General features: G+C 71.0%; 15 protein-coding genes and 1 pseudogene. 10 read left to right on the top strand and 6 right to left on the bottom strand.

The window, feature by feature from the left end; translation table 11 throughout:
* Positions 1-65 precede the first annotated feature (65 nt).
* The 3 genes and pseudogenes from WME83_RS42015 to WME83_RS42005 all read left to right on the top strand — a co-directional run bounded on the left by WME83_RS42015 (position 66) and on the right by WME83_RS42005 (position 3,359).
* Complete coding sequence (locus tag WME83_RS42015; RefSeq protein WP_437315330.1) at positions 66-1,166, top strand: P-loop NTPase; 1,101 nt, start codon at positions 66-68, stop codon at positions 1,164-1,166.
* 128 nt (positions 1,167-1,294) lie between these two features.
* A pseudogene (locus WME83_RS42010) lies at positions 1,295-2,896 on the top strand (30S ribosomal protein S1); the annotation flags it as partial.
* A 145-nt stretch (positions 2,897-3,041) separates the two neighbouring features.
* Positions 3,042-3,359 (top strand): S1 RNA-binding domain-containing protein, encoded by a 318-nt coding sequence (locus WME83_RS42005; RefSeq protein WP_437315329.1) that lies wholly within the window; start codon positions 3,042-3,044, stop codon positions 3,357-3,359.
* Between the two features lie 88 nt (positions 3,360-3,447).
* Here WME83_RS42005 and WME83_RS42000 read toward each other — a convergent pair whose 3' ends face one another.
* The 4 genes from WME83_RS42000 to WME83_RS41985 are packed head-to-tail and all read right to left on the bottom strand — an operon-like array spanning position 3,448 to position 7,918.
* On the bottom strand, positions 3,448-4,680 hold the full coding sequence (locus WME83_RS42000) for an ABC transporter permease (protein WP_437315328.1): 1,233 nt from the start codon (positions 4,678-4,680) through the stop codon (positions 3,448-3,450).
* Positions 4,677-5,897 (bottom strand): ABC transporter permease, encoded by a 1,221-nt coding sequence (locus WME83_RS41995; RefSeq protein ID WP_437315327.1) that lies wholly within the window; start codon positions 5,895-5,897, stop codon positions 4,677-4,679. Before WME83_RS41995 ends, WME83_RS42000 begins: the two co-directional genes overlap by 4 nt.
* Entirely contained in the window at positions 5,894-6,691 is a 798-nt protein-coding gene (locus WME83_RS41990) for an ABC transporter ATP-binding protein (RefSeq protein WP_020740289.1), read from the bottom strand. Before WME83_RS41990 ends, WME83_RS41995 begins: the two co-directional genes overlap by 4 nt.
* Positions 6,692-6,697: 6 nt before the next feature.
* Entirely contained in the window at positions 6,698-7,918 is a 1,221-nt protein-coding gene (locus WME83_RS41985) for an efflux RND transporter periplasmic adaptor subunit (RefSeq protein WP_437315326.1), read from the bottom strand.
* Between the two features lie 294 nt (positions 7,919-8,212).
* Here WME83_RS41985 and WME83_RS41980 point away from each other — a divergent pair, with 294 nt between their 5' ends.
* The 7 genes from WME83_RS41980 (at position 8,213) to WME83_RS41950 (ending at position 12,711) form a co-directional block, all read left to right on the top strand.
* Positions 8,213-8,845 (top strand): FKBP-type peptidyl-prolyl cis-trans isomerase, encoded by a 633-nt coding sequence (locus tag WME83_RS41980; protein WP_437315325.1) that lies wholly within the window; start codon positions 8,213-8,215, stop codon positions 8,843-8,845.
* Between the two features lie 40 nt (positions 8,846-8,885).
* Positions 8,886-9,116 (top strand): hypothetical protein, encoded by a 231-nt coding sequence (locus WME83_RS41975; protein WP_437315324.1) that lies wholly within the window; start codon positions 8,886-8,888, stop codon positions 9,114-9,116.
* Positions 9,113-9,415, top strand: coding sequence for a DUF1844 domain-containing protein (locus WME83_RS41970; protein WP_437315323.1), 303 nt, complete (start codon positions 9,113-9,115; stop codon positions 9,413-9,415). The genes WME83_RS41975 and WME83_RS41970 overlap by 4 nt, the downstream gene beginning before the upstream one ends.
* A 185-nt stretch (positions 9,416-9,600) precedes the next feature.
* Positions 9,601-10,563 carry a S1C family serine protease gene (locus tag WME83_RS41965; RefSeq protein ID WP_437315322.1) on the top strand — a complete coding sequence of 321 codons (963 nt, stop codon included), beginning with the start codon at positions 9,601-9,603 and terminating at the stop codon, positions 10,561-10,563.
* Positions 10,564-10,685: 122 nt separating this feature from the next.
* On the top strand, positions 10,686-11,492 hold the full coding sequence (locus WME83_RS41960) for a sigma-70 family RNA polymerase sigma factor (RefSeq protein WP_437315321.1): 807 nt from the start codon (positions 10,686-10,688) through the stop codon (positions 11,490-11,492).
* A complete protein-coding gene (locus tag WME83_RS41955) occupies positions 11,489-12,193 on the top strand; it encodes an anti-sigma factor family protein (protein WP_437315320.1) in 705 nt (234 codons plus the stop codon). The genes WME83_RS41960 and WME83_RS41955 overlap by 4 nt, the downstream gene beginning before the upstream one ends.
* On the top strand, positions 12,193-12,711 hold the full coding sequence (locus tag WME83_RS41950) for a hypothetical protein (RefSeq protein WP_437315319.1): 519 nt from the start codon (positions 12,193-12,195) through the stop codon (positions 12,709-12,711). Before WME83_RS41955 ends, WME83_RS41950 begins: the two co-directional genes overlap by 1 nt.
* A gap of 21 nt (positions 12,712-12,732) precedes the next feature.
* Here the strand turns inward: WME83_RS41950 and WME83_RS41945 are convergent, their stop codons facing one another.
* Both WME83_RS41945 and WME83_RS41940 read right to left on the bottom strand, forming a co-directional pair.
* Complete coding sequence (locus WME83_RS41945) at positions 12,733-13,893, bottom strand: sensor histidine kinase (RefSeq protein WP_437315318.1); 1,161 nt, start codon at positions 13,891-13,893, stop codon at positions 12,733-12,735.
* A 35-nt stretch (positions 13,894-13,928) separates the two neighbouring features.
* Entirely contained in the window at positions 13,929-15,956 is a 2,028-nt protein-coding gene (locus tag WME83_RS41940; RefSeq protein ID WP_437315317.1) for a PAS domain S-box protein, read from the bottom strand.
* Between the last annotated feature and the right edge of the window lie 42 nt (positions 15,957-15,998).

Genomic DNA, 15,998 nt, shown 5'->3' with positions numbered 1-15,998 from the left:
CGGCCGCGAGCGTGGCGCGCTCGCCGGTTGACGGGAATCCGGAGCGGTCCTAACTCCTTCGCCCCATGCCCATCACGAAGGATGCCGCGCTCGCCGCGCTGGCAAAGGTCATCGCGCCGGATCTCCAGCGCCCGCTCACAGACCTCGGGCGCGTCCGGGAGCTCTCGATCGAGGGCGAGGCCGTCTCGCTCACGGTCGAGCTGACCAGCCACTTCAAGCAGCGGCTCGCCGCGGACATCGAGGCGGCGCTGAAGGGCGCCGGCGCGAAGGACGTCCGGATCGCGTGGGACGTCGCCGTCCCGAAGCGCACCATCCTCCCGGACGACCCGTCGCCGGGCGTGCGCAACATCGTCCTCGTGATGAGCGGCAAGGGCGGCGTCGGCAAGAGCACGGTCGCCGCCAACCTGACGCTGGCGCTGAGCCGCGAGGGGGCCAAGGTCGGCCTGCTCGACGCCGACATGTACGGGCCGAGCGTCCCGACCATGCTCGGCGTGATGGGCCGCCCGACCTCCGCCGACGGCCAGAAATTCCTGCCGCTCGAGCGCTTCGGCGTGAAGCTCATGTCGATCGGCTTCCTCCTGGAGGACCCGAGGTCAGCCGTCGTCTGGCGCGGCCCGATGCTCCAGAACGCGCTGCTCCAGTTCATGCGCGATGTGGAGTGGGGTGAGCTCGACTACCTGGTGCTGGATCTGCCGCCCGGGACCGGTGACATCGCGCTGACGATCTCCCAGAAAATGAGGACCACGGGCGCGATCGTCGTGACGACGCCGCAGGAGGTGGCCCTCCAGGACGTGTACAAATCGGTCTCCATGGCCCAGAAGGTCGGGATCGCCCTGCTCGGCGTGGTCGAGAACGAGAGCTACTTCGTGTGCGACGGGTGCAGCAAGCGGCACGAGCTCTTCGGGGCCGGCGGCGGGCAGAAGATCGCCGAGTTCGCCGAGGCGCCGCTGCTCGGCCAGATCCCGATGGACCCCGCCATCCGGGAGTGGGGCGACGCCGGCACGCCGGTCGTTCAGGCTGCCCCGGCCAGCCCGATCGCGCGGGCCTTCCTGGATGTGGCGGAGCGGCTGGCCGGCCAGATCAGCGCCCACAACCTCGCGAGCGGGGGCGGCCTGCGCATCGACCGGAGCGGGGGGACGAACAAGCACCTGCCCATCATGCGGTAGGCTCTCGCGTAAACGTCCCGGGTACGTTATGGTTCCGGCCCCTTCCCCCCAATTGACCCGAGGGGGCCGCTGGAGAGAACGCGAGCACGTTTCGCCCCCATCGGCATGCGTTGTCGCGCGAGGCGCGGATGAATACCCACGAAAATACCACCACGCCGGCGGACGCGCCGGCAGCTCCGGCCGACCAGGGCGGCTCGCTCGAGGCGTCGAACGCGGCGTCCGACCAAGCAACCCAGGCTCATGAAGCGGGGTCCACCGCCCCGCCCGAGGCGAGCGGCGCGTCCGGCGGAGAAACCTCGCCGCAGGCGAGCTCGACCCAGCCCGAGGCAGCACCGGCCGCAGCGGCACCCGCCGCCCCGGTGAGCGCTGCCGACGACGACGACGACTGGGAAGAGCAGCCCGGCGACGACATCGGCAACCGCGTCCCCGGCCTGCCGCGGGATGATATCGGCAACCGCAAGCCGGGGGCGCCCCAGGGCCAGGCCAGGCGGGGCGCTCCGGCGGGCGGGAAGCCCGCGCAGGGCGCGAAACCCGCGCAAGGCGCGAAGCCCGCGCCGGCGGGAGACGCGGGCGCGGCCGCACAGGCGGAGGGGGGCGCTGGAAAGAAGCGCCGCCGCCGCCGCCGCCGCAAGGGCGCGGAGGAGGCCGGTCAGCCGGGCGCCGAGGCGGCCGACGCCGCGGCCGAGGCCAGCGACGCCGATGCGGCCGATGCGGGCGACGAGGAAGGCGAGGAGGAGCAGGCGGCCGACGAGGCGGGGGGGCAGCCCCAGCCCGGCGGCGAGAAGCGCAAGCGGCGCAAGGGGCAGGGAGCGCCGCCGCCGCGCGAGCGCCCGGCCTTCAGCATCGGCGAGGAGGTGTTCGGCAAGGTCAGCAAGATCACTGACCATGCCATCTGGATCGACATCGCCGGGAAGGCCACGGGGCTCTTCGACCGCCGCGAGATCCTCGATGAGGAGCCGCCCGTCGACGGCGATCAGTTCATCGCGACGGTGGCGAGCACCGGCGTGCGCGGGGGCATGCTGCTCCTGTCGAGGGCGCCGGTGCAGCTCGATCAGGCGCGGGCGCGCGCCGAGGCCGCGCTCCAGAGCGGCGAGCCGATCGAGGGGTTCGTGACCGGGGCGGTGAAGGGCGGGCTCGAGGTCGACCTCGGCGGCCTCCGCGCCTTCGCGCCGGCGTCGCACGTCGATCTTCGCCACGGCGCCGACCTCAACTACCTCGTGGGGCAGCGGCTCGACTTCATCGTGACGCAGTTCGCGAAGAAGGGGCGCGACATCGTCGTGTCCCGCCGCAAGATGCTCGAGGAGGAGAGCCGGAAGGCGCGCACCGAGGCGCTCACGTCGATCGAGCCCGGCTCGCTGCACAAGGGCGTGGTGCGCAAGGTCGTCGCGTGGGGCGTGTTCGTCGCGCTCCCCGACGCCGGCGGCGTCGAGGGGCTGGTCCACATGAGCGAGGCGAGCCACGATCGCGGCGCCAAGCTGACCGAGCTGTTCAAGCCGGGCGCCGACATCGAGGTGAAGGTCCTGCGCGTCGACGACAAGGGCAAGCTCTGGCTGAGCCGCAAGGCCGCCACGGTCGACCCCTGGGACGCGGTGAAGGACAAGTACGCGGTCGGCTCGCGCCACAAGGGCAAGATCGCCCGCCTGCAGCCGTTCGGTGCCTTCATCGAGCTCGAGCCGGGCATCGATGGGCTCATCCACACGGCCGACCTCTCGATGAAGCCGATCCAGCACCCGAGCGAGGTGGTGAAGGTCGGCGACGAGGTCGACGTCGTCGTCGCGAGCTGCGACCCCCGCGGGCCGGCGGATCGGGCTCCACCCCGCCCCGCCCGAGGGCGAGGAGAGCGAGCCGCGCCAGCGCGTGCAGCAGGGCAGGGCGGTGAAGGTGGCCGTCACGCAGGTGACCGAAGGGGGGCTCGTCGTCCGGGTGCTCGGCACGACGGGGCGAGCGGCCCGCGGCTTCATCCCGGCCGGCCACACCGGCACGCAGCGCGGCACCGACCTGCGCAAGGAGTTCCCCATCGGGACCCAGTTCGACGCGAAGGTCATCGAGGTGGATCCGCGCCGGGGAGAGGCCAAGCTGTCGATCCGCGCCCTCAAGGAAGACGCCGAGAAGCAGGCGTACCAGCAGTACCGCGCGGGCGTCGCGCGCGAGGCCAAGTTCGGCACCTTCGCCGACCTCATGAAGAAGAGCTGATCCCGGGAGGCGCGCGCCGCCTGCGCGGCCGCGCCCCCGCCTCCCTCCGGCCGCCGCGGCGGTCCGCAGGGGTTCGCGCTGCTTCGCGCTACTCGCGACCGAGCGCGTTCACGGGATCCATGCGCGCGGCCCGCCGCGCTGGGAAGAACCCGAAGACGATCCCGATCGCCGTGCTCACCCCGAGCGCGACGCCGAGCGCCGTCGGCTCGAGCCTCATCGGCCAGCCGAGGGCGCTCGAGAACCCGAGGATGACGCCGTACCCGAGCGCGCTGCCGACGACGCCGCCCAGCGTGGCGAGCACGAGCGCCTCGAGCAGGAACTGCAGCAGGATGTCGATCTCCCGGGCGCCGATGGCCATCCGGATGCCGATCTCGCGGGTACGTTCGGTGACCGACACCAGCATGATGTTCATGACGCCGATGCCGCCGACGACGAGCGACACCGCCGCGATGCTGACGAGCAGCGCCGAGAGCGCCGCGAAGATCGCGTCCTGCATGGCCTGGAACTCCGCCTGGCTCCGGACGGCGAAGTCGTCCTCCTCGCCCTCGTCGATGCGGTGCCGCTGGCGGAGGATCGCCTCGGCCTGCTGCTTGGCGCGCTCGGACGTCTCCGCGGACGTCGAGCTCAGGAGGATCGCGTGCACTTCTCCGGGCCGCGTGGCGACGACGTGCGAGCGCATCGTGGTGATGGGCATCAGCACGATGTCGTCCTGGCTCTGCCCGAAGGGCGACGCCCCCTTCTCCTCCAGGACCCCGAGCACGCGGTAGGTATGGCGGCCGATCCGCACCATCCGGCCGACCGGATCGAGCGACCCGAACAGGTCGCGCGCGGTCTGGGCGCCGATGACGACGACCTTCTCGGAGAGGTTCTCCGAGGCGGGGCCCCACGGCTCTCCCCGCGCCACCTTCCAGCTCCGGATCTCGAAGTAGTTGAGGCGGGTGCCGACGAGCGTCGGGCTCGCGTTCTGGCCTTCGTAGATGACCTGGGCGCTCGACCTGAGGAACGGCGCCGCGATCCGGATGCTCGTCGACTCGCGCACGAGCGCCTGGCCGTCGAGCTCCGAGAGCCGGGCGCCGGTGGTGCTGCGGACGCCCGAGGCGCGCGCGGAGCGCGCGAAGACGATGAGCGAGTTGGAGCCGAGGTTCGAGATCTGCGCGTTCACGTTGGCGCGCGCGCCGCTCGCCAGCGCGGTGACCGTGACCACGGCCGCGACGCCGATCGTGATCCCCAGGATCGTGAGCCCTGCGCGGAGCTTGTTCCGGCGGACGGCGCGCAGCGCGATCACGATCGCCGAAAGGACGCGGGTGAGCGTCGCCCTCATTCGTGCCTCAGGGCGGTGATCGGGTCCTGGCGCGCGGCGCGGCGCGCCGGGAAGAACCCGAAGACGATCCCGATCGTCGCGCTCGTCCCCACCGCGACGACGACCGCGCTGGCCGGCAACGTCATGCTCCAGCCGAGCGCCGCGGCGAAGAGCTGGATGACGACGAGCCCCGCGCCGAGCCCCATCACGCCGCCGATGAGCGACAGGGTGATGGCCTCGACCAGGAACTGGACCAGGATGTCGCCCTCGGAGGCGCCGATCGCCATGCGGATGCCGATCTCGCGCGTCCGCTCGGTGACGCTGACCAGCATGATGTTCATGACGCCGATCCCGCCGACGAGGAGCGACACCGCGGCGATCGACGACAGGAGCATCGTCAGGGTGTCCAGGATCCGCTCCTGCGACGCCCGGAACTCCGCCTGCGTGCGGATCACGAAATCCGGCTCGTCCTCGGGGTCGATCTCGTGGCGCTGCCGGAGGATCCTGTCGATCTGGTCCACCGCGCGATCGACGGTCAGCTCGCTGGTCGCGGCCGCGACGAGCATCTGCACCCTGCCCGGCGCGCTCGGCACGACGCGCGACCGGAAGCTGCCGATCGGCATGAGCAGCCGGTCGTCCTGATCCTCGCCGAACGGCGATTGCCCCTTCTTCTCGAGCACCCCGATGACCCGGAACGGGTGCTTGCCGATCCGGATGTACTGCCCCACGGCCTCGCCGGAGCCGAACAGGTTCTCCCGGACGGTCTCGCCGATCACGCAGACCTTCGTCTTGAGCTGCTCGTCCGACTCGGTCCAGCCGTCGCCCTTGGCGACGCGGTAGGAGAGGATCGTGAGGTAGCTCCGCGTCACGCCCATGACCTGGGTCGCGACGTTGGCCTCTCCGGCCACGATCTGCGTCGACGTGGAGCTGAACGGGCTCAGCGCGGCCACGCTTGTCGACTCCTTCAGGATCGCGAGCCCGTCGGCCTCCGACATCCGCACGTTCTCGCGGCGCTTCAGCCCAGAGGCCTGCGTCGACTGCGGGAAGATGTAGATCGAGCTCGCGCCCAGGCCCGAGATCTCGCCGAGGACGCGGTTGCGTACGCCCGTCCCGAGCGCCACCACGATCACCACGGCCGCGACCCCGATCAGGATGCCGAGCACCGTGAGCGCGGCGCGGAGCTTCGATCGGACGATGGCGCGCAGGGCGAGCCGGACGGCGGCAAGGTAGCCCCTCACGGCGCCTGCTCGTCGAGCTCCGCCCCGGAGGGCGGCAGCGCGGCCAGGGCCACCGCCGCGTCGACGGGGCGCTCGTTCCTGAGATCGCTGCGGACCTCGCCGTCGCGCATCGTGATCACGCGGCTCGCGCAGGCGGCGATGTCCGGCTCGTGGGTCACGAGGACGATGGTGATCCCTTCCAGGTTGAGCCGCTGAAGGAGCCCGAGCACCTCGTAGCTCGTGCGGGTGTCGAGGTTGCCCGTGGGCTCGTCGGCGAGGAGCAGCGGCGGGGAGGTGACGAGCGCCCGCGCGATGGCGACGCGCTGCTGCTGGCCGCCCGAGAGCTGGTTCGGCGTGTGGTGCAGGCGCTCGGCCAGCCCCACCGCGCTGAGCGCCTCGAGCGCGCGCCTGCGCCGCTCCGCCGCGCCGACGCCCCGGTAGACGAGCGGCAGCTCCACGTTCTCGAGCGCCGTGGTGCGCGGCAGCAGGTTGAAGCCCTGGAAGACGAACCCGATGAGGCGGTTCCTCACGATCGCGCGCGCGTCGTTGCTGCGCCGGGTCACGTCGAGCCCGTCCAGCCGGTACGTGCCCCGGGTCGGCCGATCGAGGCACCCGATGATGTTCATCAGGGTGCTCTTGCCGGAGCCGCTCTGCCCGACGATGGCGACGAAGTCGCCGTGCTGGATGGTCAGATCCACGTGGCGGAGCGCTCGCACGACGACCGCCTCGGTCGTGTAGTCCTTGCCGACGCTCGAGAGCTCGATGAGCGGCTCGTCTCGGAGCACCGCGGCGACGGCCTGGCTCTGGGGCAGCATCGCGCCTCAGAACAGCCGGGGGCCGCGCCCCCTGCCGCCCGTGGATGGACCGTCGTTCTCGTCGATGACGATTTTGACCGGCCCGAGATCGGTGAGCAGCGCGGTGACGATGCCGTCGGTGATCCCGACGTCGACGACGCGCGGCTCGATCTTCTCCGCGCCCGGCGTGGCGTCGGTCAGCACGTAGACGCGGCCCTTCTTCGGCGGGAGCGGCTCGAGGGGCGGCGCCTTGATCTCCTTGCCGTCCTTGTCCCGTTCCGGGGCCGGCTTGAACCGGAGCGCCGCGTTCGGCAGCCGCCGCACCCCCTTGGCCTCGGCGGACCGGATGCTCACCGTGGCCGTCATGCCCGGCCGGAGCTTGACGTCCGGGTTGTCGACCTCGACGACCGCCGCGTACGTCACGACGCCGGACTGGTTGAGCGGGCTGTATCGCACCTGGCTCACGGTCCCCCGGAACGTCTCGCCCGGAAAGGCGTCGACGCTGACGTCGGCCTCGATGCCCTCGCGGAGCCGCCCCACGTCCGCCTCGTCGATGTCGGCGAGCACGCGCATCTTGCGCAGATCCTGGGCGATCACGAAGAGCGTGGGCGCCTGGAAGCTCGCCGCCACGGTCTGCCCGGGATCGATCGCGCGGCTGATGACGACCCCGTCGATGGGGGAGAAGATGCGCGTGTACTGGAGGTTCGTCGTGGAGGAGCGGAGCACCGCCCTGAGCTGCGCCACCTGCGCCTTCGCGGCCGCGAGATCGGCGAGCGCCACGTCGTAGGCGCCCTGCGCCGTGTCGAGATCGGCCTGCGAGCCCACGCCCTCCGCGACCATCCTCTTCGCGCGGTCGAGCCGCTGCTTGGCGGTCCCCAGCGAGGCCTCGGAGCGCACGACGCTCGCGTTGGCCGCCTCGAGCTGCGCCTGGTTGGAGTCGATCTGCGCCCCGAAGAGCGTCGGATCGATCTCGGCCAGCACGTCGCCGGCCTTCACGATGCTGTTGAAATCCACGTAAACCTTGGTGATTCGCCCCGAAACCTGCGCGCCGACCTGCACCTCGGTGAGCGGCTTGACCTGCCCCGTCGACTGCACCACCTCGATCACGTCGCCCGTCGTGATGTCGCCCGTGACGTAGCGCGGCGGCGGCGGCGGCGCCGTCCGGATCCTCCACACGACGATCCCCGCGACGAGCGCGGCGATGATCGCCAGAACGCCGAGGCGCCCGAGCCAGCGCTTCGTCCCCACCCGCGAGAGCTCCTGCTCCAGGCTCTCCCCCCCGCGACCGGGAGGCGGTCCACCCGCGCGCGGGCCCTGGGCCGACGCGCCGCCGCGCGGGGGAGGCGCTGCCGAGGCCGGTCGGGTCCCGCCCGGCGGCGCCTCGCCGGGGCGAACGCGCTCCGCTTCCGGGGTGGCCTGCGTCGCAGGGGCCGACGCGTCGAGAGGGTCGCGACCGGTCGCCCGAGCCATGGAATCGGCCATCGGACGTCCTCATAGCATGCCGCTGCGCAGGCGCGGCTCGCTTGAAACCGCGGAACCGCCATGGCAAACCAACCGCCGCCTATGGAGTCGCTGCCCATCGCAACGGACACCGTCGTCACGCTGTCCTACGTCCTGTTCAACGAAAACGGCGAGGCGGTGGACCAGGCGTCGACCGCGGAGCCGCTCATCTACGTGCACGGATATGCCCAGATCGTGCCTGGCCTGGAGCGCGCCCTGGAGGGCCTGCGCGCCGGCGAGCAGCGCGAGATCACCGTCGAGCCGGCCGAGGCGTTCGGCGAGCGCGAGGACTCCGGCATCTTCGAGGTCGACAAGGCCGATTTCCCCGACGCGGGCGAGGTCGAGGTCGGCGACGAGTTCGTCGCCCAGGGGCCGGACGGCGAGCCGGTCGCGCTCCGGGTGGTCGACATCCTCCCCGACGGCTTCCGGGTCGACACGAACCACCCGCTGGCGGGCCAGAAGGTGCGCTTCCAGGTCCAGGTCAGCGATGTGCGCGCCGCCAGCGAAGAGGAGATCGCGCAGGCTCAAGCCGAGCTGGAGGAGCGCATCGAGGAGTCCGAGAGCGGGGGGTGCTGCGGCCACGATCACGATCACGATCATGACCACGATCACGGCCATCCTCACGAGCACGGCAATGGCGAGGTGCTCGTGACGCTCTCGAAGAAGTCGTCCTAAGCCCGCCGCGAACGGGCGGGTTGTCCGAGGAGATCACATCATGACCGTAGGTGAGAAGGGCAAGCTGACGGAGCTGCAGCTCGATCGCCGGGTGCGCGAGCGCCTGCTGGCGAGCGGTACGCTTGGCGCCACGACCATCGAGGCGCACCTCGCGAGCTTGCCGGACGTGGAAGAGCAGGCCGAGACGATCGCGGTCGATCAGCCGGCGCTCGGCGGGGCAGCGCACGCGCCGCGGGTCGAGCCTGAGCTCGACGACGAAGGGTCCGAGTGAGCGACGCGAAGGAGCAGGAGGAGCTCCCTCCGGCCGGGGGCCCCCCGGAGCTGCCGACGCTCGACTTCTCGACGTTTGTGCTGTCGATCATCGGCTCCGCGTACGTGCACCTGGGCGACGCGCCCAGCCCTGACGGCAGGGAAGAGCAGAACCTGGTCCTCGCGCATCAGGACATCGATCTGCTCTCCCTGCTCCAGGAGAAGACCAAGGGGAACCTCACGGGTGACGAGGAGCGCCTGCTTGAGCAGGCGCTCTACGATCTGCGGATGCGCTACCTCGAGGTCTCGAAACGCTCGTGACCGCCGGCGCCAGGGCTCTTTCGTGGGTCCTCCTCGCCTGGCTCGTCGCCGCGTGCAGCAAGGCCTCTCCCGGCCACTCTTCCGGAGCGAGCAGCTCCGCCGTCCCCCCGGGCGCCGTGCCGGTGGTCAGCCTTCCCCCGTCTCCTCCTACGCCGCTGCCTCCTCCGATCGTCCGGTCCGAGGGCATGCCCGGCTCCTTCGCGCCGCTCGCGCGCAGGGCCGACCCAGCGGTCGCCACGGTCAAGGCCCGCGTCGAGCGGCAGCAGCACCCCGGCGGCCGCCGCCGCACGGTCGCCGAGGGGCTCGGGACGGCCTTCGTCTACGACCCCGAGGGCTTCCTGCTGACGAACAACCACGTCATCGAGGGCGCGACGGACATCCTCGTGAGCTTCGTCGACGGGCGCGACATCAAGGCGACCGTCGTCGGCCGCGACAAGCACACGGACGTCGCCGTGCTGAAGGTCGAGGAGAAGAGGCTCCCGTCGCTGCCGCTGGGCGACTCGGACACCATCGAGGTCGGCGACTGGGTGGTCGCGATCGGCAACCCCTTCGGCCTCTCCCACACGGTCTCGGCGGGCATCCTCTCGGCCAAGGGCCGCACCCGGGACGACGTGAAGGGGCTCGACCCGAGCGGCTATTTCAACTTCCTCCAGACGGACGCGAGCATCAACCCGGGCAACTCCGGCGGCCCGCTCCTGAACCTCAAGGGCGAGGTGGTCGGCATCAACGCGGCCGTGCGCGCCAACGCGAACAACATCGGGTTTGCGATCCCGATCAACATGGTGCGGCAGCTCCTGCCGATGCTGCTGCGCGACGGGAAGATCCGCCGGAGCCAGGTCGGGGTGATCGTCGATGTCCTCAACTCGATCGAGGCGGGGCGGCTCAAGCGGCCGGATCGAAAGGGGGCGTGGGTGAAGACCGTGGTGGCGGGTGGGCCCGCGGACCGGGCCGGCATCGCGCCGGACGACGTGATCATCGGCTTCGAGGGAAAGCCGATTTCCGACCCGAACGAGCTCAGGTGGATGGCGAGCATCGCCGGCGTGAACAAGATCGTTACGCTCCGCGTCGCGCGGCTCGAGCGGGTCTTCGATGTGCGCCTCACGCTGGGCGAGCTCCCCGAGCTCAACGAGGAGACCGATGAGCCGTGAGCCGGGCAACGCGGAGCGTAACGACCTTGTGCCCGGCACGCCCGCCGGTCGCCGCGCGCCCGGCCGGGGCATCCGCCGCGCGACCTTCCTCGTCCCCCAGCCTCCTCAGGTAAGCTGACCCCGTGGCCTCTCTACCCTCCTCCCCGGACGAGCTCGAGCCGGTCGCACCTCCCGGCCCTCCCGGCGACGCGCCGGGCGACATCGAGGGCGACGACCTGCCCGCGGGGGGCGACCACCGCCGAGCGGAGCAGCTCCACGCGCGCCTGAATAGCGCTTCCGCCCGTGCGTCCAATCGCGAGGCACGACGGCGGGAAGCGGAGGAAGATCGTGAGCTCATCGAGCGGGCGCAGAAGGGGGACCAGGCGGCGTTCCGCTCGCTCGTGGAACGGCACCAGCGCCGGGCGTTCGCGATCGCGATGGGGCTCGTCCGCGACGAGAACGACGCGCGCGAGCTCGTGCAGGACGCGTTCCTCCGCGTCTACAAGGGGCTCGGCTCCTTTCAGGGCGGCTCCTCGTTTTTTACCTGGCTTTACCGGATCGTCACGAACCTGGCGATCGACCTCATGCGCAAGCCGGGGCGCCGCGACCTCGAGCTCCAGGAAAACCAGGCAGCTGAAGAGCAGTCCGACTTCCCGCTCGTCGCCCGGATCGACGGCGCCGACCCCCTCAACGTCGTCCGCCGCCGAGAGATCGCCGGGCGCATCCAGGCCGCGCTCGACGCGCTGCCGCCTTACCACCGAGGCGTGATCCTGATGCGGGAGGTCGAGGGGATGTCCTACGAGGAGATGGCGCAGGCGATGGGGGTCTCGAAGGGGACGATCATGAGCCGCCTGTTCCACGCCCGTCAGAAGCTTCAGCGCGCCCTCGCTGACTGCTACGCGGAGGAAGAGGGCAAGGGAGCCGCAGAGGACCCGGAGGAGATCGCGTGAGCACCGCCAACAGCAGCAAGGCGAATCACGGGGAAGCGAGCGCCCCGCCGACGGATCTGGAGCTGATGCTCTATCTCGACGGTGAGCTCGATGAGGCGCGTCACCGGCAGGTGGAGGAGTATGTGCTCCACGACCCCGGCTGCCGAGCGAAGGTCGCAGGGCTCGTCACCGCAGCCGACATGATCCGGGACAGCGCGCTCGCCTCCAGCGCGGCCGACGGCATCGCCGACGGGGTCATGGCGAAGATCCTCGAAGGGGAGGGGGCGGCATCGAAGGCCAACGGAGGCGCTGTCGTGCAGCCGCTCGCGGCGTCGCCGCCGGCCGCTCCGCCGCGCGCGCGGGCGCGGCTTCAGGGATCGCCGGCCAACGACAACGCGCGCGGGATCTTCGCGCTGACGGCGCTCGCCGTGGCTGCGGCCGCCGCGATGATGGTCTGGGGCCGGACCGACGTGGAGGCGCCCAGCGCAGCGCTGACCGCGCCGGCGCCCTCCGCGGAGCTCGCCCCGCCGCCCGCCGCACCGACCCACGAGCCCGTCGCCGCGCCGAGCGCCGAAGGCGAGATCGAGCCGGGCGTCGAGGTCGCCGCGGTCGACTTCGGGGCGCGCATGGGATCCATCTTCTACGTTCCGCGGGAGGCGGCTGCCTCAGGCCCGACGACCACGGTGGTTTGGCTCTCCGATGAGGGTCCGGGAGGACAGTGATGAGATTTCTTGCGAGTGCGATCACCGCGATCATGGTCCTGGCGCTCGGCGTGAGCCCTTCCCCCGCCGTCGCGCAAGGCAAGGCGCCGGCGCCCGCCCCGGCCGCGCCGTCCGACGCCGCGGTCACGACCGAGGTCGTGGTCCTCCACGCAACGAACGACGGGGCCGGGATCGATCCGAAGATCGGCAAGATGCCCGAGCTCGGGAAGCCGCCGTTCTCGGCGTACAACAGCTACAAGCTCCTCGATCGGCTGAAGATCAGCCTGCAGAAGGGCAAGCCGACGACGACGAAGCTGCCGAACGGCAGCGTCCTCATGGTGTCGCTGAAGGACGTCGTGGCCGCGAAGAAGCAGGACGAGCCGAAGCGCTTCGTCGTCAGCGCGAGCATCCAGAAGCCAGGCGGCAACACGTTCCTGCCGCTGCTCGAGGTGAACGCCAAGGCGGGCGAGAATTTCTTCGTGGCGGGTCAGCAGCACCAGGGCGGCGTGCTCGTGCTCGGCATCAAGGTCGCGCCCTGAGCGAGGGCGCTCGGCGCCCGCTCAGCGGCGGCCCGAGGACGGCAGCGCGACGGGCAGGTCGAGGTAGAAGGCCGTCCCGCGCGGGGCGCACGCCTCCGCGCGGATGCTGCCGCCGTGCGAGGCGACGATGTTCCTGACGATGCTCAGGCCGAGCCCGGTGCCGCTCCCGTCGGTCTTGGTCGTGAAGAAGGGGTCGAAGATCCTCGGCAGGTGCTCGATGTCGATCCCGTGCCCCTCGTCCCGGATGGTCACCGTGATGTAACCGTCCTCCGGCGACATCGTGGTGGTGATGCCGAGACAGCCGCCGTGCTCGTGCATCGCGTGCGCGGCGTTCGTGAACAGGTTGACGAACACCTGCGTCAGCGGGTCGATGAGGCCCCGCACGGGCGGTATCTCGCCGAAGCATCGCTCGACGGTGACGCCCGTCTGGTCGAGCAGGTGCTCGCAGAAGACCAGCGCGCGCTCGATGATGTCGTGGAGGGAGACGGCGCCCGGCTTCTCCGTCGACGGCCGCGCGTAGGTGATGAGGTCGCGCGAGAAGCGGAGGATGCGGTCCGCCGCCTCGTTGATCCTCGCGAGCCGCTCGATGTCCGAGGGATCGAAGCCGCTGCGCTCGCCCTTGCGGCGCAGGTACTCGGAGTAGGCGAGGATCGAGGTGAGCGGGTTGTTGAGCTCGTGCACCACGCCGGCGGCCATCTTCCCGAGGGAGGCCAGCTTCTCGGCCTGGATGACCTGGGCGCGCAGCGACTCGTGCGCGCGCGCCTCGCGGAGCGAGGCGCCCAGGGTGAGCACGAGCCGGTCGACCAGCGCCTGGATGGGCGCGCTGTCGAGGTACCCGGCGTCGTCGGCCGCGATGTGCATCGTCGAGCGCCCTTCTGGCTCGATGGCCGCGACGCGCTCGAAGGCGAACTCCGGGAGGAGCCGCGCCGGATCGCGGCCGTCGTCGCGGCGAGGGCGCGGCGACACCCGGACGACCGCCTGCGCGCCCGTCGCGCCCGGGATGTACACGCCGAGACCGCAGCCGGGGAGCATCTTCGCGGCCGCGCCGAGCAGCGCCGAGGCGCGCTGCTCGATGGAAGCGGATGGATCCAGCTCGCTCGACGCGATCAGCAGGTTGTCGATCCACTCGAGCGGGAGGTCCCGGGTGAGGGGCTTTCGAAGCGTGACGGGAGCGTCGGACAACGGCCGCTTCCCCAGGCGCTCCGCGCTCCTCCCGCTCACCCGATCCCCCTGTTCGGGTCGTCGCCGCTCGACCGGTCGAGATCGATGATCTTCGCGGCGCCGACATAGGATTTCGTTTCGTAGCGGGTGATCTTGCCGATTTTGCGGACGATCTCCGCCATCCGCTCGGCCTCGCTGCGGATCGTGGCCGCCGCCCCCTTGATGGGGGACGCGTCGTCGATCCGGCGGCAGATCAGCTCGGCGTAGCCGAGCACGCTGGTGAGGGGCTGGTTCAGCTCGTGCGCGGCCGCGCCCGCGAGCTCCGCGATGATGGCCTGCTTCTCGCGAGCGCGGAGCTCCTCCTGCGCCTCGGTGAGGCGGGCCTCCATCCGCATCCGCTCGCGCAGGTCGGTGAAGATGCCGACGGAGCCGACCGGGACGCCGTTCTCGAAGATCAACGCGGCGGAGAGGTGCACCGGGATGCGCGACCCGTCCTTGGCGAGGACCTCGGTCCGGTAGCCCTCGAGCCGGCCGGGGCCGCCGTGCTCCTTCGCGTGGATGAGCCTCATGATCTGCTCGGCGTTGTGGTCGGGGTAGAGCGCGCGGACGTTCATCGCGCCGACGACCTCCTTCGCGTCATAGCCGTAGATCCGCTCGGCGGCGCGGTTGAAGAGCAGGACGACGCCCTCCATGTCGGCCGAGACGATGGCGTCGACGGAGCTCTCGATGACCCGCTCCAAGAACTCCTTGGTCTTGGTGAGCTCCGCCTCGGTGGCGCGCTCCGTGGTGACGTCGCGGAAGCTGACGAGGACGGCGCCGCTCTCCTCCCGGAGGACGCTGCTGAAGCTGAAGCTCAGGATGAGCTTCTCATACTCGGGCTCGCCCCGCCTCACGGTGAAGTCCACCATGTGCGGGAACGACCCCTTGGCGAAGCCGGCCCGGATCTCCTCGAGGAGCGGGTGCTCGCGAGGGTCGACGAGGTCGGCCAGGTTCGCCTTCTCGAGGTCCTCCGCCGTGCGCCCGGTGATCGCCTGGGCGCGCGGGTTGGAGAAGAGGATGTGGCCGTCGGGATCGACGACGATGATACCGTCCGCGGTCGAGTGGAAGAAGTCGGCGTAGCGCTGGAGCGCCTTGAGCCGGCGCTCCGCCTCGAACCGGGCGAAGGTGCTCTGCTGCGTCTGATCGCGGAGCGACTGCAGGATGCGCGCGTTGCGCAGGGCGATCGCGGTGGCGCTCGCGACCGTGCGCGCCAGCGAGAGCTCGTGCGCGTGAGGGGCCACCGGCTGCCGCCCCCGCAGGAAGAGCACCCCGAGCGGCTTGTCCTCGAACAGGATCGGCAGGAGGGCGAGCGAGCGGAACGCGTTCTCCGGGAGCTCGGCGCGCACGATGTCGAACAGCGGGTGCGCCTTCGCGTCGTCGATCACGAGCACGTCGCCCGTGCGCATGACGCGCTGGATCTCCGGGTACTTCCCGAGATCGATCGGCAGATCGCGGAGCTCCTTGTCGTCGCTCGCGGCGACCACGTAGCCGACGTCGCCCGAGTCGCGCACGAGGACGATGCTGCATCGATCGACGCGCGCCACCTCGGCGATGCGGCGCACGACCGTGAAGAGGATGTTCCGGAAGTCGAGCGTCGAGGAGAGCGCCTGTGTCAGCTCGAGGACGACCTTCGCGTCGTGCTCCTTGCGCGCGAGCGCGTCGACGTAGTCGCGGATCCGGAGCTGCCCGCGGATGCGGGCGATGAGCTCGGCCGGGCGAAACGGCTTGCGGATGAAGTCGTCCGCGCCGAGCTCGAACGCGCGGGCGACCTCCTCGTCCGCGTCGAGCGCCGTCAGCACGACGACCGGGACGTCCTGCGTGCGGCGATCATCCCGTACGGCGCTGAGGACCACGTAGCCGTCCGGGGGCGGCATCACCAGATCGAGCAGCACGAGCGCGGGCACGTTCGCCTTGAGCCAGGCGAGCGCCTCCGCGCCCGAGGTGACCGCGACGGTCTCGATGCCCGCGTCGGCCAGCGCGTGCAGCAGCATCTGCCGGCTGACGGCGTCGTCATCCACGACGAGCACAGGATCACGGCGAGACACACCGCAAGCTTATCGATTCCACGCTGGAGCGATGAGAGAATT

Source organism: Sorangium sp. So ce385, assembly GCF_051474135.1.
GTDB classification, from domain to species: Bacteria; Myxococcota_A; Polyangia; order Polyangiales; family Polyangiaceae; genus Sorangium; species Sorangium cellulosum_D.
Note: the sequence above shows the minus strand (reverse complement) of the source record. Positions and strands in the feature narration are given on the sequence as shown.

Bases quoted from the DNA above. Each gene is read 5' to 3' on its own strand.
- WME83_RS41965 (WP_437315322.1), top strand. From the start codon at position 9,601: ATGCCCGGCTCCTTCGCGCCGCTCGCGCGCAGGGCCGACCCAGCGGTC.
- WME83_RS41975 (WP_437315324.1), top strand. From the start codon at position 8,886: ATGACCGTAGGTGAGAAGGGCAAGCTGACGGAGCTGCAGCTCGATCGC.
- WME83_RS42000 (WP_437315328.1), bottom strand. From the start codon at position 4,680: ATGAGGGCGACGCTCACCCGCGTCCTTTCGGCGATCGTGATCGCGCTG.
- WME83_RS41990 (WP_020740289.1), bottom strand. From the start codon at position 6,691: ATGCTGCCCCAGAGCCAGGCCGTCGCCGCGGTGCTCCGAGACGAGCCG.
- WME83_RS41950 (WP_437315319.1), top strand. From the start codon at position 12,193: ATGAGATTTCTTGCGAGTGCGATCACCGCGATCATGGTCCTGGCGCTC.
- WME83_RS42015 (WP_437315330.1), top strand. From the start codon at position 66: ATGCCCATCACGAAGGATGCCGCGCTCGCCGCGCTGGCAAAGGTCATC.
- WME83_RS41980 (WP_437315325.1), top strand. From the start codon at position 8,213: ATGGCAAACCAACCGCCGCCTATGGAGTCGCTGCCCATCGCAACGGAC.